Genomic DNA, 22,605 nt, shown 5'->3' with positions numbered 1-22,605 from the left:
CAGGAGAACATCTATGCACCTGCACATTCTGGGTATTTGCGGCACTTTCATGGGCGGACTGGCGTTGATCGCGCGCGCGGCGGGCAATCGCGTCACCGGTTGCGACACCGCGGTGTACCCACCCATGAGTACGCAATTGGCCGAGCAAGGCATCGATTTGATCGAGGGATACGATGCCGATCAGTTGTCGCTCAATCCCGATCTCTATGTCATTGGCAATGTGGTCTCGCGCGGCAACCCGCTGATGGAAGCCATTTTGAATAGTGGCGCACGCTATGTGTCGGGCCCGCAATGGCTGGGCGATAACGTCCTGCCGGGCGCGCACGTGCTGGCGGTGGCGGGCACGCATGGGAAGACGACGACGAGTTCGATGCTTGCCTGGATTCTCGAGGCGGCGGGCCTGCGGCCCAACTTCCTGATTGGCGGCGTGGCCAACGATCTAAAAGTGTCGGCGCGCTATGACCCGGCGATACGCCCGTTCGTGATCGAGGCCGATGAATATGACACGGCGTTTTTCGATAAACGATCGAAGTTTGTGCACTATCGTCCGCGCACCGCCATATTGAATAACCTGGAATACGATCACGCGGATATCTTTCCGGATCTGGCGGCAATCGAAACGCAGTTCCATCACCTGGTGCGCACAATTCCCGGACAGGGCCGGATCGTACGTCCCGCGCAGTCCGAGGCGCTGGATCGCGTGATCGCGCGCGGATGCTGGTCGGAAACCGTGAGTTTTGGCCGTGAGGGCGAGTGGCAGGCGGGCCCCGTGAATGAAGAGGGTCATTTCGAGGTCATCCGCCAGGGGCGAACGCTAGGCACCGTAGGCTGGACGCTCACCGGCGAGCACAATCGCGACAACGCCCTGGCGGCGCTGGCGGCGGCCGAGCATGCGGGCGTCGAGCCGGCTGTGGGCATCGAGGCGCTCACCCGCTTTGGCGGGGTGAAACGTCGGATGGAGCTGCGCGGCACCGAACATGGGGTGAAGGTTTACGACGATTTTGCTCACCACCCGACCGCGATCGAGACGACGCTGGCGGGTCTGCGCCGGCAGGTGGGCGATGCGCGGATCCTGGCGGTACTGGAGCCGCGTTCGAACACCATGAAGCTGGGCGCGATGGCGGCACGATTGCCGGGCGCGTTGAGCGCCGCCGACCATGTGTTTTGCTTCGGCGCGCGGGCGGGCAAGCACGCGCTGGGCTGGAATCCGGCCGAAGTGCTGGCGCCGCTGGGCGATCGGGTCGATTGCTATGATGATCTGGACGCACTGGTGGCGGCGGTCACGCGGCTGGCCCGCCCGGGCGACCACGTGCTGGTGATGAGCAATGGCGGATTTGGCGGGGTGCATGGAAAGCTGCTAGCCGCATTGGCACGCAAGGACACTGAGGCGAACGTCTCGGGACAGAACGCACGATGATTTTGTATTTACATGGTTTCCGCTCGTCGCCGCAGTCTTTTAAAGCGCGCCTGATGGCCGAGGCGCTGGCCGCCCAAGGATTGACGGGCGAACGCGATTGGCAATGCCCGCAACTACCTGTCAGCCCGCGCGAGGCGCTCGAGTTATCGATGACGCTCGCGCGACGTCAGCTCGAGACGGCAAGTTCGCCGCGCGAACTGACGGTGATTGGCTCCTCTCTCGGCGGCTACTATGCGACGTGGCTGGCCGAGCAGCTGGGTTGCAAAGCGGTGCTATTGAATCCCGCCGTCGAAGCCGCGCGCGATCTCGCGACCCAGGTCGGGTCGCATCGCATGTATCATTCCGACGCGCCGATGGAGTTTCGGCCGGAATATGTGGATGAGCTGCGCGCGGCCTATGTCCCTGCCGTCACGCAGCCTGACCGGTATTTCCTGATCGCCGCCACGGGCGACGAGGTACTGGATTGGCGCGAGATGCGGGATCGTTTCGCCAGATGCCGTCAGCGAATTATCCCTGGCAGCGACCACGGACTGTCCGATTTTGCGCAATGGTTGCCCGAAGTCCTGGATTTCGCTCAATCTGCCCCCAACTAAGTTCCCGATTCACTCACTAATAGAAAGGCCCTCTGCCGCCGCCCGCCGCGAGGCCGGCTTGGAGACCCTGACCGACATGCCCTGCGCGCACGCCGCGCCCTCGATGGACTAATTTATGTACGTGCTTTACGAAGAAGACGGCGGTTTCAAAGCTGGCCACATCCTGTCGGAGACCGACGCCAGCCTGCAGGTCGAGGCCGAGTCGGGCAAGCGCAGCAAGCTCAAGCGAGCGAACGTGCTGTTTACCTTCGCGGACCCCGCGCCTTCGGCGCTGCTGACGCAAGCCGCTGCGGACGCCGAGACGCTGGATCTGCAGTTTCTGTGGGAATGCGCCCCGCAAGAAGAGTTCGACGCGGCGGCCCTGGCCGCCGACTACTACGGGCATACGCCCACCGCCGTGGAGCGCACGGCGGTGTTGATGCGCCTGCATAGCGCGCCGGCCTATTTCCATCGGCGCGGCAAAGGCATGTATCGCCCGGCGCCTCCGGATATCCTGGAGGCGGCCCTGGCCGCCCTGGAGAAAAAGCAGAAGCAGGCCGAACAGCAGCAACGCTGGGTCGACGAGATGGCCGAAGGCCGCTTGCCCGAGGAAATCGCCGCGGTGGCCGAGAGCCTGTTGATCCGCCCGGATAAAAACAGCCAGCAATGGAAGGCGCTGGATGCCGCCTGCGCACGGCTGCACAAATCGCCGGACCGGCTGCTCTTGGAGCTGGGTGCCTGGCCGCATGCGTTGGCCTTGCACAAACGGCGCTTTCTGGCGACCTATTTCCCGCGTGGCACGGGCTTTCCTGACGTGCAGATTCCCGCGCTGGACCGCGAGTTGCCGCTGTCGGACGCCGAGATTTACTCGGTCGACGATATCACCACGACGGAAATCGACGACGGTTTGTCGGTCAAGCGCCTGGACGATGGGCGCATCCGCGTCGGGATTCACGTGGCCGCCCCTGGCTTGTCGGTTACCCGCGAGAGTGATCTGGATAAGCTGGCTCGCGCGCGGCTGTCCACCGTCTACATGCCGGGTGAAAAAATCCCGATGCAGCCGGATAACGTGATCGAGGCATTTTCGCTGGACGCGGGCCGTGAAGTGCCGGCGCTATCGCTGTATGTCACGGCCGACCCGGCGACGGGCGAAATCGGCGAATCTGAGACACGGGTCGAGCGCGTGGTGCTGAAGGCCAACCTGCGCCACAATGATCTGGATGGCCAGGTGACCGAGGCGGCGTTGGACGACCCGGACTCGGAATTGCCGTATAGCGACTGGCTGCGTCCGCTGTGGCAACTGGCGAAGTCGCTGTCGGCACAACGCGACGCCGTGCGCGGCAAGGCCGAGAACAACACCCGGGTGGAATACAGCTTTTATCTGGACGGCAACCCGGACGATCCGGACACCCCGGTGCGGCTGGTGCCGCGCCAGCGCAATGCGCCGTTGGACCGCCTGGTGGCCGAATACATGATTCTGGCCAACAATTTGTGGGGCGGCTTGCTGCACCAGCACGGCGTGCCGGGTATTTACCGCTCGCAGCAGGCAGGCCGCGTGCGCATGAGCACGCAAGCCTTGCCGCACGAGGCCATCGGCGTGCCGCAATACGCCTGGTGCACGTCGCCGCTGCGCCGGTATGTGGATCTGGTCAATCAATGGCAGCTGATCGCGGCTGTCGAACATGGCGTGTCGGCGCGCCTGGTGGCGCCGTTCAAGCCGCGCGACGCGGATCTGTTCGCGATTATCGGGGCGTTTGATGCCCAGTATGCCGCATGGAACGATTTCCAGAACACGATGGAGCGTTACTGGTGCCTGCGCTGGCTGCAACAACAGGGCATTAGGCGCGTGGTCGCGCATGTGCTGCGTGATGATCTGGTGCGCTTTAGCAATGCGCCGCTGGTGACGCGCGTGGGCGGCCTGCCGGAGTTGGAACGCGGCGCGGCGGTGGAGCTGGACCTGCTCGGGTTTGACGAGCTGGCGCTGGAGGTGGACTGCCGTTATGTGGGTCCGGCCGAACAGGCCTGACCTACAATGCGGCTGTGCGACGCCTGGATGATTTTCCCTCGACGCGAGGCGGGTGGCTGCGATGGATAAGCGCGCCCGCTCAGCATTATTTGCGGATCGCGATCGCGATCTCGCTGCTGGTGCACGCGGGTGTGCTGGCATTGCGTTGGAGTGATCCGGCTCCGCGTCCGGTGGCGTCAGCGCCGCTGGAAATCACCCTGGTTAATGCGCGCACGACACTCGCGCCCGCGCGACCGCAAGTCGTCGCACAACACCAGGTCGACGGTGGCGGCAACGCCGATCAAGGGATCGCCACGACTCCGCTGCCGCGCACTGGCGAATCGGCCGAAACCGTCGTGCTGCAAGCCATGCGCAAGCGCCAGGCGCAATTGGAGGCGGAACAATTGCGGCTATTGACGCGGCTGCAGGCGCAGGCCACGGTCGGCGCGGAGCGTCAGCCGGTTTATCCCTGGCCGGATGCCACCGTGGAGGGCGAAGACGTGCACGAGCAACCCGGCATCGTGCAAAACGCGCAAATCGCCGCGTTGGCCGCGCGCGTACAGGCTTATAACGCCCTGCCCCGCAAGACTTTTGTCGCGCCCTCGGCGCAGGCCTCGCCGTACGCGGCCTATCTGGATAGCTGGCGCGCGCGGATCGAAGCGCTGGGCACGCGCCATTACCCGGAAGAGGCACGCGGACGCCTCTATGGTTCACTGCAACTGACCGTGGCGATACGGCCGGATGGCAGTGTGGAATCGGTGACGATCGATCAGCCCTCGGTGCATGCGGTGCTCAATCAGGCCGCGCGGCGTATCGTTCAGCTGGCCGCGCCCTTCCCGCCATTGCCCCCTGAAATCGTCAAAGACACCGACTTATTAGTAATTACCCGGACCTGGCAGTTTGTGAATGACGGTTTACAGACGCAGGCGCCATGATATTTTCGTAAGCTATCGTTGGGCCCGCGTAAGGGTCGCGGAGCCTGGTCTGCCAGACCGGCTTGGCGCGTGCGTGGGCTTGGGCCTCATAACCAACACTTCGGACATCCCAGATGACTTCGACCAGCTCGCTGCCCCGATATGCCGTGATCGGCAATCCGGTCGCCCATAGCCGCTCGCCGTATATTCACGCGCAGTTTTCGGCGCAGACGGGCACGCCTTTGCAATACGAGCCGCTGCTGGCGCCTATCGATGGATTTATTCCGACCGTCGAGGCGTTTCGCGAACAAGGCGGGCTGGGGATGAATGTCACGGTGCCTTTTAAATCGGAAGCCTACGCGCTCGCGCGAGATCACTTGAGCGAACGCGCGCGTCTGGCGGGCGCGGTCAATACGCTGTGGTGGCAAGACAATGCCTGGCATGGCTGCAATACGGATGGCGTGGGGTTGGTGAGCGATTTGCAGCGCCTGGGCGTGACGCTCGCTGGCGCGCGCGTGCTGTTGATCGGCGCGGGCGGCGCTGCGCGTGGGGTGCTGCAGCCGCTGGCGGAACAGGGGTGCTCGCACATCCACATCATCAACCGCACCGTGGCGCGCGCAGAGGAGTTGGTGACGACCTGGTCGGCCGCTAAGCAAAGCGCGACCCGTGTAACAGCAGGTGGTTTGAATGACGCCATGATCGAGGGCGGCTGGAATGTCGTCATCAACGCGACGGCGAGCAGCTTGCAGGGCGCGCCGCTACAGTTACCGCGCGGGCTGTATGCCTATGACGCATTGGCCTACGACATGATGTATGCGGCCATGCCCACGCCTTTCATGCAGCAAGCCAGCGCCGAAGGCGCGGCCCGTACCGCCGACGGCCTGGGCATGCTGGTCGCCCAGGCGGCGGAGAGCTTCTGGATCTGGCACGGGGTGCGACCCGATCCCGCGCCGGTATTGACGACGTTGCGCGCGGCGCTGCTGGCCGAAGGCTGATCGCCAATGGCGACACGGAGCACGACGCTGCATCGGATACGCTGGGGCCGGGTGATTGGCGCCGGCCTGCTCGCCCTGCTGTGCCTGTTGATCCTGGTCCAGCTGTGGCTGTTCTGCCAAGTCGTCTGGTACGCCTATCGCGACCCGGGCAGCAGCGCCATCATGCGCCAGGAGCTGTCGCGCCTGCGCGAAACGAATCCCGATGCGCAACTGCAATATCAGTGGGTGCCCTACGACAAGATCAGCAACACGCTCAAGCGTGCGGTGGTGGCTTCGGAAGACTCCAATTTCGTCGGGCACGACGGCGTGGAGTGGGAGGCGATTCGCAAGGCTTGGGAATACAACCAGCGCGCCTCCGAAAGCGGCGGATCCAAGATGCGTGGCGGCTCGACCATCACGCAGCAGCTGGCGAAGAACCTGTTCCTGTCGAGCTCGCGCAGCTATCTGCGCAAGGGGCAGGAACTGGTGCTGGCCTATATGATCGAGCATGTCATGTCCAAACAGCGCATTCTGGAGCTCTATCTGAATGTGGCGGAATGGGGCGAAGGCGTGTTCGGCGCCGAGGCGGCGGCGCGGCATTACTATAAGACCCACGCCGGCGGGCTGAGCGCCTCGCAAGCGGCGCGCCTGGCGGCGATGCTGCCTAACCCGCGCTATTACGACAAGCACCGCACGACCCGCTATCTGAATTCGCGTACCCATACCCTTACCCGGCGCATGCAGCTGGTCGAGATCCCCTAACCCACGGGAAGCTTGCCATACCGATCGCGAGGCCGCGTCTAGTACACGATCGATTTTGGTAAGCTTTCATGTTTACGCGCCTTGCCACGCGACTTTTTCATGCGTACAGCCCGCCGATATCTGGCCCGCGAAATCTATCGCTCCTGTGCAGTGGTCCTGCTGGCCCTGCTGGGGTTATTTACGTTCTTCGCGCTGGTCGATGACCTGGACAATGTGGGGGATAAGTTCAGCATGCTTGCCCTGCTGTATATGCAGGCGCTCGCGTTGCCCACCCGCCTCTATGATTTGCTGCCGATCGGATTGCTGATCGGCGCGGTGCTGGCGCTGGCCGGGTTGGCGCAGCGTAATGAACTGGTGATCTTGCGCGTGTCCGGCGTCAGCGGGATGCGGCTATTGGGCATGCTGTGGATCGTCACCATCCCGCTGGTCATAGGCGCGACGCTACTGTCGGAATTCGTGACACCGGCAGCCGAGATCAAAAGCGGCGAAGCCAGCCTGATGTTCCGGGGCAAGGCCAGCGGCGCGCGGATGGATAGCGGCTATTGGTTCAAGGAACCGACGCGGGATAATGGCACGCGCATCATCAACATCGCCAAGCTGTTGGCCAATGGCAATGTGGAGGGTGTCACGCTATATGAATTCGAGCCCGGCTTGACGTTGGCGAGCCTGTCGACGGCGGCCAACGGCACCTTTACCGAGGACAAACTCGTCCTGCATGACGTCACCGAAACGCATCTGGATAAAGAAGCCGCACAGGCCTTGGCCAATGCCAAGCCCCCGGCCCGACCGCCGGCCGAGGTGACCAAACTGCCTCAACGCGAGCTGGATACCACGTTGAGCGCCAGCCGGCTGATGGCGCGCGTGCTGACGCCGGAACGCATGTCGGTCAGCACGCTGCTCGACTACATCGATTATTTGCATCACAACCAGCTTGATGCCAGCCGGCAGGTGGTCGCGCTGTGGCGCAAGGTGGCCTATCCCTTTACGCTTTTCGTGATGATCACGATCGCGGCGCCGATCAGCTTCATGCAGACGCGGCGTGGCGGCGTGGGCGCCAAGGTGTTTATCGGCATATTGCTGGGCGTAGGCTTTTTCATGCTGAATCAGCTGGCGCTGAACGTAGGGATGCTGAGCCGCTGGCCGGCCTGGTTGACGGCCTTGGGTCCGAATCTCGGCGCGGTGTTGATCGCTCTGGGCGCGCTATCGCTGATGGAGTATCGGCACGTCACCTCGCGCCTGATACAAACACGATGGCCCTGGAGGAAAACCCCGGTATGAGCGCAGGCAGCAGTATTTGGATGATCGGCGACGTGCAGGGATGCTGCTCGCCGTTGGACCGGTTATTGGCGCACCCGGATATCGCCACGGAGCCAGAGGCCCGGTTCTGGTTTGCGGGGGATCTGATCAATCGTGGACCCGCTTCCTTGGCGAGCCTGCGGCGCATCATGGCGCTGGGCGACCGCGCCGTGTCGGTGCTGGGCAATCATGACCTGCATCTGCTGGCGGTCGTAGCCGGCGTGCGTAAGCCGTCGAAATCGGACACCATCGACGACATTTTGAACGCGCCCGATGCCGATGAACTGATTGACTGGCTGCGCCATCGGCCGCTTGCCCATTTCGAACAGGGGCATCTGCTCGTGCATGCCGGCGCGCTACCCAAGTGGGATGTCGCCAAAACCCTTGCGCTGGCCGAGGAAATCCAGAACCGGCTGCGGGGCCCGAAATGGAAAAAGGCGCTGGACAAAATGTACGGCAATGAGCCGGCGCAGTGGGATGACGAGTTAAAAGGCGGCAAACGCATGCGCGTCATCATCAATGCGTTGACCCGCATGCGCCTGTGCAAGCCCGACGGCGAGATGGAATTCAAGACCAAGGTCGCCCCTGGCGCCTGGCCGGCGGGTCTGGTGCCTTGGTTCGATGTGCCGGAGCGGCAGACACGCGATGTGACGGTGGTGTTCGGCCACTGGTCCACCCTGGGGTTGACGGTGCGCCCGGACGTCATCTGCCTGGATACGGGATGTGTGTGGGGCGGGCAGCTGACCGCCATGCGCTTGCAGGATCGCAAGATCGTGCAGATCACGTGCGAGCAAGCCCGCGACCCGCTCGCTGATTAATGCATTCTGGCTGGTTCTGACCGGGCTTTTGGCGGATAGAAAGTCACGTCAATAGGCGGAAATATCCGGCGACCCGTACGACCTGAGTGCGCCCACAGGACCGGGGCGCACCGGGATCTGGGTGATTACAGCCGTGCCACGATCGCCTCACGCGCATGCCGCGACAGTTCCGGCCGCGACAGCGGCGTGCCGTCGGCGCGTTGCATAGGTAACGGATCGATGAATTCGACTTCGACCGCCAGTCCGGTGGCACCCAGTACGCGCCACAGGTTAGCGGCCAGCGTTTCTTCGCCGACAAAGGCGGCCAACGCACTGCGTCGACCTTGATGCAGAAAGCGCAACACCACCGGCTGCACGGGCACACCCGCGGCGCGCGCCGGTTCAAAAAGACTGGCATGGAAAGGCTGTACGGTCTCGCCTTCGCTGGTGGTGCCCTCGGGAAAGAGGCCGACAGCTTCGCCCTGGTCGAACCGCGCCCGCACCAACTCGGCCATGGCCTGCACGGCGTTGCGCTGGCCGCGCTCGATGAACAACGTCCCCGCGCCCGCCACCAGCCAGCCGATCAACGGCCAGCGGCGGATTTCGCTCTTGGCGATAAAGGCATTCGCGCGCACGGAGTTCAGCACGAAGATGTCGATCCACGACACGTGATTGGCGACCCACAACGCGGGGCCGGTCAATAGCGGTCGGCCACTGACACGAATGCGGATGCCGCAAAAAGCCATCAGCCGACGCGACCAGGCACGGTTGATATGGGCGCGCGCGCGACGGGAGATAAAGGGAAATATCAGCGCGACACAGAACAGGCCGCTAAAAATCCAGAGCACCACGATCACGAGGCGCACGAGGATGAGCGGGAGTTTTAATAACAACAAATTCAGGGCTCCGGGACGGCTGCCTTCAGGGCAGCGCGTCGAGATACCGTTGCAGGATGACCGCCGCCGCCATGGCGTCGTCAGGCGCGTTCGTGCCCAGGAGCTCCTGCGCTTCCATGCTGGAGCCGCGTTCGTCGACCAGCACCACATCCAGGCCGAACCGACCGTTGAGCTGGTTGGCAAACCGCCGGCAACGCGCGGTCGCCGGCTGATCGCCGCCATCGCTGGCCAGTGCCAGACCGACAACGACGCGCTGGGGATGCCATTCCTCGAGCAACGCCGCGATGCGCCCGAAACGCACGGCGCGCTCCTCGGAGAAAATAATCTCCAACGGGCGTGCCTGTCGGGTCAGCGTGTTGCCGATGGCAATGCCGATTTTTTTCTCGCCGAAATCAAAGGCCAGCAGGGTTTCCTCAGGCATGCCCCGCACCAGTGGCCAGCATGACCGGGTCGATTCCCAACAGCTTCATCGCGGCGGGATAACGGTCCTCGGGCGGCACATCGAAAATCACGGTGGCGTCCGCGCTGACGTTAAGCCAGGCGTTCTGTGCCATCTCGCTCTCGAGTTGTCCCGCGCCCCAGCCGGCGTAACCCAGCGTGACCAGCAAGCGCTCGGGGCCGCGCCCTTCGGCGACGGCCTGCAGCACGTCGCGTGATGTGGTGAGCGCCATATCGCCCAGCTTGATGCTGGAGGTATAGTCGCCGGCCGGCGCGTGCAGCACGAATCCGCGATCTGTCTGAACTGGCCCACCGAAAAACACAGGGGTTTCGCGGGTGGGCTGGATTTCCAGTTTGAGATCAATGCGCTCGAGCAGCCCCTCCAGCGTAAGGTCGGTTGGCCGGTTGATCACCAGGCCCAACGCGCCCCGCTGGGTGTGCTCGCAAATGTAAATGACGGTGCCCGCCAGATTGCCCTCTACCATCTGCGGCATGGCGATCAGGAACTGATTGGAAAAATCCGTGGCCGGCGCCTCGGACGGCGTGTCGCTTGCGTCGTCCATCGTGAAATCGGTGTTGTCGTCGGTCATGTCATCCCCCAAGGGGTGATGTGCGGCGGCAGAGCCGCCGTCACGATCAGATTTCCGTCAGTTCGAAGTCTTCCTTGCGCGCGCCGCACTCGGGACAGACCCAGTTCGGCGGTACGTCTTCCCAACGGGTGCCCGGTGGGATCCCCTCATCCGGCAGGCCGGCCTCTTCGTCGTAGACCCAACCACAAATCAAACACATCCAAGTACGCATAATTGTCTATTCTCTATGACATCAAGTGGCGACCCAACCCGCCCGCGACGGGCAAACCGCAGGTCGCATCCATTAGAATGGGGTCATCTTACCGAAACCCAATAGCGGTTGCCCGATTTGCCGCGCGCAGCCGGGTAAAAAAACCGCTACACCCGCAGCATGTGACTCCGTGACTCCCCCTCTTATCTTGATTTTCGGGCCGGTTGACCCCACAAGCGCCGACGGGCTACCCGCCGATGCCGTGACCAGCGCCCGCCTGGGCTGCCACGGCCTGGCCGCGGCGACCGCCCTCACCGTGCAGGACACGGCCGCCATCGAGGACATCCATCCCGTGCCGCCCGACCTGATCGACGACCAGGCGCGCTGCCTGCTCGAAGACATGCCCGTGCAGGCGATCAAAGTCGGTGGAATTTACACCGCCGAGACCGCCAGTGTCGTCGCTCAGATCGCCGCGGACTATAGTCAGGTGCCGCTGGTGCTGCACCTGGGCCCGCGCGGCCTGGTGGCCGAGGACGTCGCCGCCGAAGACGATGCGCAAGACCTGTTGGCCGCCACGCTGGAATTGGTGCTGCCTCAGACGGATCTGGTGGTAATCGAGCATATGCGGCTCGCGCAATGGCATGCCGATGGCGAGATTGACCTGGGCGAGGCGGCCACGCCCATGCACGCCCTCGCCGCCGCCGGCGCCCAGTGGGTACTGGTGCTGGGGGCCCCGGTGCGTCCCGGTCATCACGCCAATGTGCTGCTCGGCCCCGGCGGCCAGACCGCCAGCTGGCCCTGGCAGGCTCCTCCGGAGCGTAACGCCGACACGGGCGGCGTGGCGGCAACGGCCGCCGCCGCGATGCTGGCCCAGGGCCTGGAAATGCCCAAAGCCGTTGAGCAAGCGCTGCATTACGCCGAAGGCGTACTGGCAACCGCTTTCCTGCCCGGCATGGGCCGCCGTATTCCGAATCGATTGGGAACCCAATGACGACCTTACGTTTTCCGTCTGGCCTGTACGGCGTGACGCCCGAATGGGATGACACCGACCGATTGCTGGCCGCCGTGCGTGCCGCCGCTGAGGGCGGCATGCGGGCGCTGCAACTGCGCCGCAAGAACGCCAGTGCGCAACAACGCGCGGAACAAGCGCGCGCGCTGGCGCCGCTATGCCGCGAGCTGGGTGTGGTGTTCCTCGTCAACGATCATTGGCGGCTCGCGCTGGAGGTGGGTGCCGATGGCGCGCATCTGGGCCGCGACGACGGCGATCTGGCCGAAGCGCGTGCGGCCGCCGGCGCGGATTTCGTGCTCGGCGCTTCGTGCTACAACGAACTGGATCGCGCGCGTCAATTGCTGGAGGCGGGCGCTGACTACATTGCCTTTGGCGCGGTGTACGTCTCCCCGACCAAGCCACAAGCCGTGCAGGCGCCGCTCGGTCTTCTGGCACAAGCGCGCGACCTCGCGACCGCGCATGCCGGCCAGTCTGCCCGGCGGGCCGCCGTGGTCGCCATCGGAGGCATTACCCCGGCGCGCGCCCCTGAGGTGGCAAGCGCTGGCGCCGACAGCATCGCCGTCATCACCGGGCTTTTCGAAGCCCCCGACATCCTGGCCGCTGCGCGTACCTGCGCCGCTGCCTTTAACCCTTAAACCTTCGGTTTCGCCATGTCGACCAACGCCCAACTCTTTGAACGTGCCTGCCGCAGCATCCCTGGCGGCGTCAACTCGCCCGTCCGCGCCTTCCGGTCCGTGGGCGGCACCCCGCGTTTCATCAAGCGCGCCGAGGGCCCCTACGTGTGGGACGAGGAAGACACCCGCTATATCGACTACGTCGGCTCCTGGGGCCCGGCTATTCTCGGCCACGCCCATCCCGAGGTCATCGAAGCGGTGCGCGAAGCCGCACTGAACGGCCTGTCCTTTGGCGCCCCGACTGCCGCCGAAGTCGAGCTGGCCGAAACCCTGATTCAACGCCTGCCCTCGCTGGACCAAGTGCGCCTGGTGAGCTCCGGCACCGAAGCCACCATGACCGCCATCCGGCTCGCGCGCGGCGCGACCGGCCGCGCCAAGATCGTCAAATTCGAGGGCTGCTACCACGGCCACTCCGACAGCCTGCTCGTCAAAGCCGGCTCCGGCTTGCTGACCCTGGGCAATCCCAGCTCCGCCGGCGTGCCGCCAGAATTTGTGTCCCACACCCTCACGCTGGAATACAACAACCTGACCGCCGTCCAGGCCGCCTTTAGCGAGCACGGCAAGGACATCGCCTGTGTCATCGTCGAGCCCATCGCCGGCAACATGAACCTGATCAAACCGGTCGAGGGATTCCTGCAAGGCTTGCGTGATGTGTGCACCCAGCATGGCGCCGTGCTGATTTTCGACGAAGTCATGACCGGATTCCGCGTCGGCCCGCAAGGCGTACAGAGCCTGACCGGCATCAAACCCGACCTCACCACCCTGGCCAAAGTCATCGGCGGCGGCATGCCCGTCGGCGCCCTGGGCGGCCGCGCCGACATCATGGCCCACCTGGCGCCGCTGGGCTCCGTCTATCAAGCCGGCACCCTGTCCGGCAACCCCGTAGCCGTCGCAGCCGGCCTCGCCACCTTGCGCCTGATCGGCGAACCGGGCTTTTACGACCGCCTCGCCGCGCAGACCCAGCGCCTGACCGACGGCCTGCGCGAGCGCGCCCAAGCCGCCAACATCCCGTTCGCGGCCGACGCCATTGGCGGCATGTTCGGCTTGTACTTCCGCGACACCGTACCCACCTCGTTCGCCGAAGTTTCGGACAGCAACGTCGAAGCATTCAAGAAGTTCTTCCACGGCATGCTGGACCATGGCGTACATTTCGCGCCGTCGGCATTCGAAGCCGGCTTTGTCTCCGCCACGCACGACGACAGCGTCATCGACGCCACGCTGGACGCGGCCGAAGCCGTGTTCAAGACACTTCAACAATAAGTCGGCATCAACCGCCCGCGGTGCGGTGCACCGCCGAGACCTCAGCAAGCGCGTGTCCGAACCCAGCCCCGCGCCGACGTTTTAAAGACTCCAACCGCCCCAAACCAAGCGGCCGAGAAATCAAGCAAAAGATCAAGCCGCCGGAATCACAGCAGTAACCTCGATCTCCACCTTAGCGCGATCCTCCACCAGATCCGCCACCTCCACCGCACTCATCGACGGAAAGTGCCGCCCGATGACCTCCCGGTAGTACTTCCCAATCGCCGGATAAGCCGCCACATACTCCTGCTTGTTCTTCACATACCAGGTCATCCGCACAATATGCTCAGGCTTGCCCCCCCCTTCGGCCAATATCTCAACGATATTCACCAACGCCTGCCGCACCTGCTCGGCAAAATCATCCGTCTCGAACTGCTGCTGACCATTCCAGCCGACCTGACCCCCGACAAACACCAGCCGGTCGCCCACAGCCAACTCCGTCATCACCCCGTTCGAATAACCACGCGGCGCCAACCAATCAGACGGTTGCAAGATATTCATTGGGACTCCATCCTCTAATTAAAAACCACCATCATCGCCGGCTCCATCGTCCGCGGCCGACACCACATAAGCCCGCGTGCGTTCCCGCAAATCCGCAGGCATCGCCGTCGAACGCATGCTATGCAGATCCACCGTGACTATCGTCAAGCGCGCCGTCAGCCGCCGATCCCCCGTAGGACCCGAAAAGCGCACCTCCGCGTTAATCGAAGCCCCGCCTATGCGCAGCACACGTAACTCCTGACGCAAAGTCTCATTCCACCGACTAGGCGCCGAGAAATCGCACTGCACCGAAGCCAGCGGCGTGCCGATATGGCGAACCGCATGCAGCTCGTGAAACGACACACCCAGGCCATTCGCGAACCATTCCTCGACGAAGTCATTGATCATCTCGAAATAGCGCGGATAAAACACGATGCCCGCCGGATCGCAATGTCGAAACCGCACATCGACCTGACTGACAAAAGGCGCGCCTTCTGATGTGCCACTGCGATCGGACAACTCTCGCGACATAAGCCGTCTCACGCTCTTTGCCGCAACGCGAATCGCTGCAGCTTGCCCGTCTCGGTTCGCGGCAATGCCTCCACAAACTCGATTGCACGCGGATATTTGTATGGCGCCACCGTCGCTTTCACAAACGACTGTAAAGTCTTCACCATCTCTGCGTTCGCCTCAAAATCTGGCTTGAGCACCACGAACGCCTTGACGATCTGACCGCGCTCATCATCCGGTGCGCCCACCACCCCACATTCGGCAACCGCTTCGTGCCGCAACAGCGCATCCTCGACCTCAGGGCCCGCGATGTTATAGCCGGCCGACACGATCATGTCGTCATTGCGCGCCTGATAAAAGAAATAGCCATCGTCGTCCTGAATAAACGTATCGCCTGGCAGATTCCAGCCCTGCTGCACAAAGCGCCGTTGCCGTTCATCGGCCAGATAGCGACATCCGGTGGGCCCCTTGATCGCCAACCGACCAGGCGTGCCATTGGGTACCGGCTGCATGTCGTCATCGACCACGCAGGCGATATAGCCGGGAACCACCTTGCCGATCGCGCCGGGCCGCACCTCTTCTGGCGCACTGGACACAAATACGTGGATCATCTCCGTGCCACCGATACCATCGATCATCTCGATACCGGTTGCCTTTTTCCACAGCTGACGCGTCGCATCGGGCAGCGCTTCACCCGCCGATACGCTCTTCTTGAGCGAACTAATGTCGTAGCGATTCGCGATCGCGGCCATTTGACGATAGAACGTCGGTGCCGTGAATACGATCGTGGCGCGAAAATCCTGAATCAATTCCATCAGGCTTTCCGGCGTCAGCTTCTCGGCCAACACCACGCTGGCGCCCACGCGCAGCGGGAAACATAACAAGCCGCCCAAGCCGAACGTAAACGCCAGCGGCGGCGTGCCGCAGAAGATATCGTCTTCGTTGGGCTTGATGACATGACGAGGGAACAGATCGCACATCGCCAGCACATCGCGATGAAAGTGCATGCAGCCTTTGGGCATGCCGGTCGTGCCGCTCGTGAACGCGATCAGGCACACATCGTCGGCCGCCGTGTCGCAGACAACGAAGTCATCTGACTTGTCGGCGGCCAGCGAATCCATCGACTTGGGCCCGCCATCGTTAAACACCACAACCTGCTTGAGCGATTCGCAATAGTGCTCGTGCTCGGGCTGCAGGCAGAACTCGGCCTCCTCGCGCAGCCGCGCGTCGCACAGCATCGCGCTGACTTGCGCCTTGTCGATGATCTGCTTGAGTTCCTTTGAGCGCAGCAACGGCATGGTGGGCACCGTCACCAGCCCGGCTTTGATCGCCGCCAGCCAGGACGCCGCCATCATGGGATTGTTTGGTCCGCGCAAGAGCAAGCGATTGCCGGGCACCAATTGCATGTCCTCGGTCAGCACATGCGCGATGCGGTTGCTGAGCGAACGCAGTTCCATGTAGGTCATCGTGCGCTGCTCGTCGCCCTCGCGCCAACGCAGCGCGATGCGGTCGCCATGGCCGCGCATCACGATGGTATCGACCAGCTCTGCCGCGCAGTTCAGGCGCGTCGGGTAATTCACATCCGGGCTATCGAGCAAAAACTCGGGCCACTCTTCCTCGGGCGGCAAATTGTCTCGGGCAAAAGTATCCTGGTGAGCAGAGTGTTCCATGTGTTTCCCCTTACTTGCGCTACGTCGCGGGTATCGCGATTCAACTAGTCTTTAAGCAGTTCTCGAGCGATGATGAGTTTCTGAACCTCGGTGGCGCCTTCGTAAATGCGCAGCGCGCGGATCTCGCGATAGAGTTTTTCCACCGGCACGCCCGACACCACACCGGCACCCCCGAACATCTGCAAGGCCCGGTCGATGACGGCCTGAGCCGACTCGGTCGCGGCCATCTTGGCCATTGCGGCCTCGCGCGTGGTGCGTACGCCTTTGATATCGCGCAGCCATGCAGCGCGGTAAGTCAGCAGCGCGGCCGAATCAATGGCGGTCGCCATATCCCCCAGCGCTGCCTGCGTGATCTGCAGATCCGCGAGGGTCTGGCCGAACATATGACGGCTGCGCGCGCGCGATAGCCCTTCATCCAGGGCGCGACGCGCGAATCCCAGCGCGGCGGCAGCCACCGAGGCCCGGAAAATATCCAAGGTCATCATGGCGAGCTTGAAGCCCTGCCCTGGCTCGCCCAACCGTTGCGCGACGGGAATGCGGCATTCGTCGAACACCAACGTGGCCAGCGGGTGCGGCGCGATCACATCGATGCGCTCCGACACGGACAAGCCGGGCGTATCCGCATCGACCACGAATGCCGTGATGCCCCGTGCGCCAGGCGCCTCTCCGGTGCGCGCGAATACACAATAGAAATCGGCAATGCCCCCGTTCGAGATCCAGGTCTTGGACCCATCGAGCACATAATGGTCACCCTCCAGCCGCGCCGAGCACGATAGCGCCGCGACATCCGACCCGGCATCGGGTTCCGACAAGGCAAACGCCGCGATAGCCTCGCCGCGCGCCACACGCGGCAAATAGCGCTGCCGCAGCTCATCCGAACCCATCAATGCGATGGCCCCGCTGCCCAGCCCCTGCATCGCCGCCGCGAAATCCGCCAACCCCTCATGGCGCGCCAGCGTTTCGCGCAGGATGCACACCATGCGCGAATCGATTTGAGGCAATGCCCCACCCCATGACTGGTCTGGTCCGGACGGCACGCAATAGCGCAGCCAACCCGCTTTGCCCAGCGCAGCGACCAGATGCCGGCAGGCAGCGTCGGTATCGTGATGATCGATATCGGCCAACGCATCGACGCACCACGCCTCGAGTTCGGCCGCCATCTCACGATGACGATCGTCAAAAAACGGCCAGTCCAGCCACGACGTGTCGGCCATCTTCAATCCCCTTCGAATACGGGCTTTTGCTTGGCGACAAACGCCTCATACGCCCGATGAAAATCGCGCGTCTGCATGCAGATGGCCTGCGCTTCGGCCTCGGCCTCGATCGCTTCGTCCAGGCCCATATTCCATTCCTGATGCAGCAATTTCTTTGTCACGCCATGGGCAAACGTGGGCCCCGCGGCAAGTTGCGCGGCAAGTTTCTGCGCGGCGGCGAGGACCTCGTCGCTCTCGTGCAGACTATTGAAAAATCCCCACTGAGACCCTTCTTGCGCCGTCATGGCGCGACCGGTGTATAGCAACTCGGAAGCACGCCCTTGGCCAATCACGCGAGGCAGCAAGCTGCATGCCCCCATATCCGCGCCAGCCAGGCCCACACGCGTAAAGAGAAACGCCGTGCGGGCTTCTGGCGTGCCCACGCGCATATCCGAAGCCAACGCGATCATCGCGCCCGCGCCCGCGCAAACCCCATCGACCGCCGCCACAATGGGCTGTGGGCAAGCACGCATTGCCTTGACGAGATCGCCCGTCATGCGCGTGAAGTCCAGCAGTTCGGGCATGCTCATTTTCGTCAACGGCCCGATGATCTCGTGGACATCGCCGCCCGAGCAGAAGTTGCCGCCCGCGCCCGTCACCACAACGACCTTGATATCGGTGGCATACGACAGCGCGCGAAACAGGTCGCGCAGCTCGGCGTAGGAATCGAAAGTCAGCGGATTCTTGCGTTCAGGGCGATTCAGCGTGATGGTGGCCACCTTGCCGTCGGATGACACCTCCCACAGAAAGGTACGTGCCGCGTAATCGGCGTAGGGGCGACGATGATGCTTCATCGTATGTTGCTGGGGCGCTGCACTCATGATGTCTCCTGCTTAGAGCATTCCGGGTAATGTTTGGGCGGGCCGAGGTGTTATCCCGTCATCACTTCGCCACCATCGACGGCGATCGCCTGACCGTTGATGGACGAGGAAGCGGGCAACGCCAGCCATGCCACGGTTTCCGCGACTTCCTCGGCCTGCACCAGACGGCCCTGCGGGTTGCGGGCGGCGAGTTCTTCGCGTGCGGCTTCTGGCGTGCGGCCCGTCTTACTGACAATGTTGTTCACCGCTTCGCGCACGATGTCGGTTTCGGTGAATCCGGGGCAGACGGCGTTGACTGTCACGCCCTTGCGTGCCACTTCCAAGGCCAACGCGCGGGTCAAGCCCACCACGCCGTGTTTCGCCGCGCAGTAGGCGCTGACGTAGGGATAACCGATAAGACCCGCCGTGCTGGCCACGTTGATGATGCGTCCCCAGCCCGCCGCCACCATGCCTGGCAGCACGGCCTGCGTGCAGTGATACGTACCGTTCAAATTCACCGCGATCATCGACTGCCACAGCGCCGCATCCGTGCGTTCAAACCGCTGGCTGACCGCCTGACCCGCGTTGTTGACCAGCACATCGATCGCGCCGCCCTGCTTGAAGGCAAGCTCGAATGCCTCCTGCACCGAGGTCGCATCCGCGATGTCAGCCACCACCGCGTGCACCCGACCATCCCCGGCCAGCATGGCCACCGCTTGATTCAAGGCTCCCGCGTCCCGACCCAGCAGGGTCAAGGATGCGCCGCGCTGCTGCAGCGCACGCGCGCAGGCCAGACCGATGCCTCGAGCCCCGCCCGTCACCAGCGCATGCCGCCCGGCCAAGGGTTTATTTACTGCGTTCATTTCGCATCCATTTGCGCCATCATCGCGGCACGCTCGAAGTTCGTTTCCAGTTGGCGCTTGCCCGCTGCGTACTGCACGGGCCAAGCCGTGTCGCGATAGCCCACGCGAGCCGCTTCGCGCAGCGTCCAGGACGCATCGGCCAAATGTGGGCGCGCCAGTGCGCACAGATCCGCGCGTCCCGATGCGATGATGCCGTTGACGTGATCGGCCTCGAAGATGGCCCCCACGGCAATAGTGGGAATCCCGGCCTCATTGCGCACGCGATCCGCGAACGGAGTTTGATACATGCGTCCATACACCGGTGATTGATCCGGGCTAACCTGACCTGAAGAGCAGTCGATCATATCGGCGCCGGCCGCCTTGAAATAGCGCGCGATCTCAACCGCGTCATCAGCCGTGATGCCGCCCTCGACCCAATCGTGCGCGGAGATACGCACCGACATCGGCAGCTTTTCGGGCCACACCTCGCGCACCGCGCGGAATACTTCCAACGGATAACGCAGGCGGTTCTCCAGCGTGCCACCATATTCGTCGTCACGTTGATTGGTGATCGGCGAGATGAAGCTGGACAACAAATAGCCGTGCGCGCAGTGCAACTCCAACCAGCAAAAACCTGCCTTCGCCGCACGCCGCGCCGCCGCCACGAAATCATCGCGCACGCGATCCATGTCTTCGCGGGTCATCGCGCGAGGCGTTTGCGATATACCCGGCAAATACGGCAACGGCGACGCCGACATCAGCGGCCAATTGTCCGTTGGCAACGGATGATCCATCTGCTCCCAGCCAACTTGCGTCGAGCCCTTGCGCCCCGCATGCCCCAACTGCACACCCAGGCAGGCGTCTGTCTGTCCGTGCACAAAATCCACGATGCGCGCAAACGCATCGACCTGCTCGTCATTCCACAGCCCAGGACATCCCGGCGTAATACGCGCGTCAGGCGAAGGACATGTCATCTCCACCATCACCAGCCCCGCGCCACCCAAGGCGCGCGCGCCCAGGTGCACCAGATGAAACTCACCCGGCACGCCGTCCACGCACGAATACATCGCCATCGGCGAGACCACAATGCGATTTTTCAACGTAACGCTACGCGCGCGATATGGCGTGAGCATAGGCAAAGGCGCAGCGTTGCCCTCTGCCGGCGCTTCGGTATTGGCCTGCGCCGCCGCCCGTTGCGCCAGCCGCAACTCATACCCGTTCAACCATTTCGGATCGCGCAGCCGCAGATTCTCGTGCGAGATCCGTTGCGAACGCGTCAGCAACGAATAAGCAAACTGCTCCGGCTCCAGATCCGCATAGCGTTTGATGTTTTCGAACCACTCCGTTGAATTACGCGCCGCGTTCTGAATTTTCAGCACCTCGACGCTGCGCACATCCTCATAGTGTTGCAGCCCCTGTTCCAGACCGCCTTCGGCCCCCTTCAGACACCGCGCCAACTCGATAGCGTCCTCAAGCGCCAGCTTCGTCCCCGACCCGATCGAGAAGTGCGCCGTATGCGCGGCATCTCCCATCAACACCACGGGCACCCGTCGTTCGCCGCGCGGCGTCTGCAGCGTATTCCACCGCACCCAGGTATTGCAGATCACGCGAGGAAACTGAATCCAGATCGCCGCCCCGCGCAAATGCGCGGCGTTACTCATCAGCTTGTGCCCGTCCAGCCACGGCGCGAAGAGCTTTTCGCAAAAGGCGATCCCTTCCTCCTGACTCATCTCGCCGATGCCTGCCGCCTGCCAGGTCTCCTCCGGCGTCTCGACGATAAACGTCGACAGTCCATCCTCGAACCGATACGCATGCGCTTGGAACCAGCCGTGCTCCGTCTGCACAAACGCGAACGTAAAGGCATCAAACACCTTCGTCGTTCCCAGCCACACAAACCGGCAGCGCCGCGTGTCGATATCCGGGTGAAAAGTATCCGCATAACGTTTGCGCACCAGGCTATTCAACCCGTCCGAAGCGATCACCAAATCCGCGTCATACTGCTGCGCGGCGGCCTGATCGTCCTGCACAAACGTTTCGAACACGAGCTTTACGCCCACATCTTCGCAGCGCTGCTGCAAGATGTTCAGCAACTTTTTGCGTCCGATACCGATAAACCCGTGACCACTCGTGCGAATACTTTCGCCCTTGAAGTGAATTTCGATATCGTCCCAATGATTAAACGCGTCCCCGATCGTCTGCGCCGAAACAGGGTCCGCCTGACGCAGGTTATCCATCGTCGCGTCAGAGAACACCACCCCCCAGCCAAACGTGTCATACGGCCGGTTTCGCTCAACCACCGTCACCTCATTCTCTGGGTTCTGCAGCTTCATCAGCAACCCAAAATAGAGACCGGCAGGGCCACCGCCCAGGCAAACAATTTTCATGACACCACTCCGCGACCGGAAAGTCACCCGGCAAGCCGGGGCACCAAGTTAGTTTAGGCTTCAACTATATAGCCTGAAAATTTCCCGCGCAAGCATTCAAACAAGAACAGAGCCCCCCGCCCTACCCGGCACAAGCGCCGACGAACCTGCCTATCCCACGACAACAGCAGCATGTCGGACGCAAAACTCGCCGTCGGCACCGTACCGCCCGACACGGCGCGGCGCGACAAGCCGAAACGAGACGAGACGCAGCACGCCACCGCACCGAGCCCTTCCCCTTCAACTATTCGATAGCTAATGGCGGGCGCGCAGGGCGCCCGCCATTAGCAGCCCCACACCATCTTCCATCCCCAGAACGCGCTGCATCAAAACGCCAAGCACACCATTCGTCCCAACGCCGCTCCAATCTGCGCCAACGCGAGTCGAGTCGAGGCAATCGGGCCGCGAGGGCGCCTCAAAGCCGAGCGAGCGGAAGTCGAAGGGAGCGCGAAGGCGCGGACGAGACGAGCGACGCGGTGTCCGGCGCCCGGGCGCCGGACCGGCTTTGTGAAGCCCTCGCGGCCCGAGTGCCTCGGCTCGACGCCAAAAGAAAGAACCACGCCCACGGCAAGCAGAAAGAAGCGCGCCCCAGAAGAGGCACGAGCGCTCCACACAGATAAAGCCGAGTCATGCACAGCCCAGCCAATGCAAAACCTACAGCCCCCGAGCTACGAGCGCCGCAGGTACACCCCGCACTCACACGCCCAGATAGCGCTCCCAAACCCCCCGATCCCCATCCAACGCCGCAGAATCCCCCGTCCAAACCACGCGCCCCCGCTCCAACACCACGTGGT

The 22,605-nt window shown here is 63.2% G+C and carries 22 protein-coding genes and 1 pseudogene; 11 read left to right on the top strand and 12 right to left on the bottom strand.

Annotation, left to right across the window (positions count from 1 at the left end; translation table 11 throughout):
- The first annotated feature begins 13 nt into the window (after window positions 1–13).
- The 8 genes from mpl to GOQ28_RS05130 all read left to right on the top strand — a co-directional run bounded on the left by mpl (window position 14) and on the right by GOQ28_RS05130 (window position 8,758).
- Window positions 14–1,417 (top strand): UDP-N-acetylmuramate:L-alanyl-gamma-D-glutamyl-meso-diaminopimelate ligase, encoded by a 1,404-nt coding sequence (gene mpl, locus GOQ28_RS05165; protein ID WP_160355703.1) that lies wholly within the window; start codon window positions 14–16, stop codon window positions 1,415–1,417.
- The gene (locus GOQ28_RS05160; protein WP_160355702.1) at window positions 1,414–2,010 is read left to right on the top strand and encodes a YqiA/YcfP family alpha/beta fold hydrolase; all 597 of its coding nucleotides are present in this window, start codon (window positions 1,414–1,416) and stop codon (window positions 2,008–2,010) included. The genes mpl and GOQ28_RS05160 overlap by 4 nt, the downstream gene beginning before the upstream one ends.
- Before the next feature lie 115 nt (window positions 2,011–2,125).
- Window positions 2,126–4,015 (top strand): ribonuclease catalytic domain-containing protein, encoded by a 1,890-nt coding sequence (locus GOQ28_RS05155; RefSeq protein WP_160355701.1) that lies wholly within the window; start codon window positions 2,126–2,128, stop codon window positions 4,013–4,015.
- 14 nt (window positions 4,016–4,029) lie between these two features.
- Window positions 4,030–4,929 (top strand): TonB family protein, encoded by a 900-nt coding sequence (locus GOQ28_RS05150; RefSeq protein ID WP_160355700.1) that lies wholly within the window; start codon window positions 4,030–4,032, stop codon window positions 4,927–4,929.
- Window positions 4,930–5,042: 113 nt separating this feature from the next.
- Window positions 5,043–5,903, top strand: a complete 861-nt coding sequence (gene aroE, locus GOQ28_RS05145) for a shikimate dehydrogenase (RefSeq protein ID WP_160351820.1) — start codon at window positions 5,043–5,045, stop codon at window positions 5,901–5,903.
- A 6-nt stretch (window positions 5,904–5,909) separates the two neighbouring features.
- Window positions 5,910–6,644, top strand: coding sequence for a monofunctional biosynthetic peptidoglycan transglycosylase (gene mtgA / locus GOQ28_RS05140; protein ID WP_160355699.1), 735 nt, complete (start codon window positions 5,910–5,912; stop codon window positions 6,642–6,644).
- 99 nt (window positions 6,645–6,743) lie between these two features.
- Window positions 6,744–7,922, top strand: coding sequence for an LPS export ABC transporter permease LptG (lptG, locus tag GOQ28_RS05135; protein WP_160351822.1), 1,179 nt, complete (start codon window positions 6,744–6,746; stop codon window positions 7,920–7,922).
- The gene (locus tag GOQ28_RS05130) at window positions 7,919–8,758 is read left to right on the top strand and encodes a symmetrical bis(5'-nucleosyl)-tetraphosphatase (RefSeq protein WP_202109526.1); all 840 of its coding nucleotides are present in this window, start codon (window positions 7,919–7,921) and stop codon (window positions 8,756–8,758) included. Before lptG ends, GOQ28_RS05130 begins: the two co-directional genes overlap by 4 nt.
- A gap of 125 nt (window positions 8,759–8,883) precedes the next feature.
- On the opposite strand, the gene GOQ28_RS05125 is transcribed toward GOQ28_RS05130, so the two are convergent.
- The 4 genes from GOQ28_RS05125 to GOQ28_RS05110 form a co-directional block, all read right to left on the bottom strand.
- Complete coding sequence (locus tag GOQ28_RS05125; RefSeq protein WP_160355698.1) at window positions 8,884–9,630, bottom strand: lysophospholipid acyltransferase family protein; 747 nt, start codon at window positions 9,628–9,630, stop codon at window positions 8,884–8,886.
- 28 nt (window positions 9,631–9,658) lie between these two features.
- The gene (gene ruvX / locus GOQ28_RS05120) at window positions 9,659–10,054 is read right to left on the bottom strand and encodes a Holliday junction resolvase RuvX (RefSeq protein ID WP_160351824.1); all 396 of its coding nucleotides are present in this window, start codon (window positions 10,052–10,054) and stop codon (window positions 9,659–9,661) included.
- Window positions 10,047–10,634, bottom strand: coding sequence for a YqgE/AlgH family protein (locus GOQ28_RS05115; RefSeq protein ID WP_160351839.1), 588 nt, complete (start codon window positions 10,632–10,634; stop codon window positions 10,047–10,049). The genes ruvX and GOQ28_RS05115 overlap by 8 nt, the downstream gene beginning before the upstream one ends.
- Before the next feature lie 73 nt (window positions 10,635–10,707).
- Window positions 10,708–10,872, bottom strand: a complete 165-nt coding sequence (locus tag GOQ28_RS05110) for a rubredoxin (protein ID WP_160351825.1) — start codon at window positions 10,870–10,872, stop codon at window positions 10,708–10,710.
- A gap of 169 nt (window positions 10,873–11,041) precedes the next feature.
- On the opposite strand from GOQ28_RS05110, the gene thiD reads away from it, so the two are divergent.
- Genes thiD through hemL form a run of 3 tightly spaced genes read left to right on the top strand, consistent with a single transcriptional unit; the run spans window position 11,042 to window position 13,794 of the window.
- On the top strand, window positions 11,042–11,842 hold the full coding sequence (gene thiD, locus GOQ28_RS05105; protein WP_442862079.1) for a bifunctional hydroxymethylpyrimidine kinase/phosphomethylpyrimidine kinase: 801 nt from the start codon (window positions 11,042–11,044) through the stop codon (window positions 11,840–11,842).
- Window positions 11,839–12,495, top strand: coding sequence for a thiamine phosphate synthase (thiE, locus tag GOQ28_RS05100; RefSeq protein ID WP_160355697.1), 657 nt, complete (start codon window positions 11,839–11,841; stop codon window positions 12,493–12,495). Before thiD ends, thiE begins: the two co-directional genes overlap by 4 nt.
- A gap of 15 nt (window positions 12,496–12,510) precedes the next feature.
- The gene (hemL, locus tag GOQ28_RS05095) at window positions 12,511–13,794 is read left to right on the top strand and encodes a glutamate-1-semialdehyde 2,1-aminomutase (protein ID WP_160355696.1); all 1,284 of its coding nucleotides are present in this window, start codon (window positions 12,511–12,513) and stop codon (window positions 13,792–13,794) included.
- A gap of 132 nt (window positions 13,795–13,926) precedes the next feature.
- Here the strand turns inward: hemL and GOQ28_RS05090 are convergent, their stop codons facing one another.
- The 8 genes and pseudogenes from GOQ28_RS05090 to GOQ28_RS05055 form a co-directional block, all read right to left on the bottom strand.
- The gene (locus tag GOQ28_RS05090; RefSeq protein ID WP_160355695.1) at window positions 13,927–14,334 is read right to left on the bottom strand and encodes a RidA family protein; all 408 of its coding nucleotides are present in this window, start codon (window positions 14,332–14,334) and stop codon (window positions 13,927–13,929) included.
- 18 nt (window positions 14,335–14,352) lie between these two features.
- Window positions 14,353–14,844: an acyl-CoA thioesterase gene (locus tag GOQ28_RS05085; protein WP_160355694.1), complete on the bottom strand. Its 492-nt coding sequence runs from the start codon at window positions 14,842–14,844 to the stop codon at window positions 14,353–14,355.
- Between the two features lie 8 nt (window positions 14,845–14,852).
- Window positions 14,853–16,493 (bottom strand): AMP-binding protein, encoded by a 1,641-nt coding sequence (locus GOQ28_RS05080; protein WP_160351830.1) that lies wholly within the window; start codon window positions 16,491–16,493, stop codon window positions 14,853–14,855.
- A 44-nt stretch (window positions 16,494–16,537) separates the two neighbouring features.
- Window positions 16,538–17,707 (bottom strand): acyl-CoA dehydrogenase family protein, encoded by a 1,170-nt coding sequence (locus GOQ28_RS05075; RefSeq protein ID WP_160351841.1) that lies wholly within the window; start codon window positions 17,705–17,707, stop codon window positions 16,538–16,540.
- 2 nt (window positions 17,708–17,709) lie between these two features.
- Entirely contained in the window at window positions 17,710–18,567 is an 858-nt protein-coding gene (locus tag GOQ28_RS05070; protein ID WP_160355693.1) for an enoyl-CoA hydratase family protein, read from the bottom strand.
- Between the two features lie 50 nt (window positions 18,568–18,617).
- Complete coding sequence (locus GOQ28_RS05065; protein WP_160351832.1) at window positions 18,618–19,409, bottom strand: SDR family NAD(P)-dependent oxidoreductase; 792 nt, start codon at window positions 19,407–19,409, stop codon at window positions 18,618–18,620.
- A complete protein-coding gene (locus GOQ28_RS05060; RefSeq protein WP_160355692.1) occupies window positions 19,406–21,772 on the bottom strand; it encodes a bifunctional salicylyl-CoA 5-hydroxylase/oxidoreductase in 2,367 nt (788 codons plus the stop codon). Before GOQ28_RS05060 ends, GOQ28_RS05065 begins: the two co-directional genes overlap by 4 nt.
- Window positions 21,773–22,507: 735 nt before the next feature.
- A pseudogene (locus tag GOQ28_RS05055) lies at window positions 22,508–22,605 on the bottom strand (ABC transporter ATP-binding protein); the annotation flags it as partial.

This window comes from Bordetella sp. 02P26C-1 (assembly GCF_009763255.1).
In the GTDB taxonomy this organism is placed as follows: Bacteria; Pseudomonadota; Gammaproteobacteria; order Burkholderiales; family Burkholderiaceae_B; genus Bordetella_A.
Note: the sequence above shows the minus strand (reverse complement) of the source record. Positions and strands in the feature narration are given on the sequence as shown.